At 50.5% G+C, this 210-nt stretch carries 1 pseudogene; it reads right to left on the bottom strand.

The window, feature by feature from the left end:
• Window positions 1-210: pseudogene (locus E0698_RS26465) on the bottom strand (IS5/IS1182 family transposase); the annotation flags it as partial.

Genomic DNA, 210 nt, shown 5'->3' with positions numbered 1-210 from the left:
AGTTCCTGTTGGGCTGGGCACATATACACATTGCGCTTGGCATCGTATTCAAACTTCCATTTCGGGAACATTCCTTGCTTCGGATGGAATCTTCGGTGGGCAATCACGGCAAAAATCTTACGGCTTTGCAAACCACGGCAAATCGGCGTTGTCAAATAACCCGAATCCAGGGCGACGGCTTCCACCTGGAAACCAAAACGCTCTCTCTGG

The organism is Paenibacillus sp. 23TSA30-6, assembly GCF_014858585.1.
GTDB lineage: Bacteria > Bacillota > Bacilli > Paenibacillales > Paenibacillaceae > Paenibacillus.
This window is presented reverse-complemented; position numbering and strand designations above follow the sequence as displayed.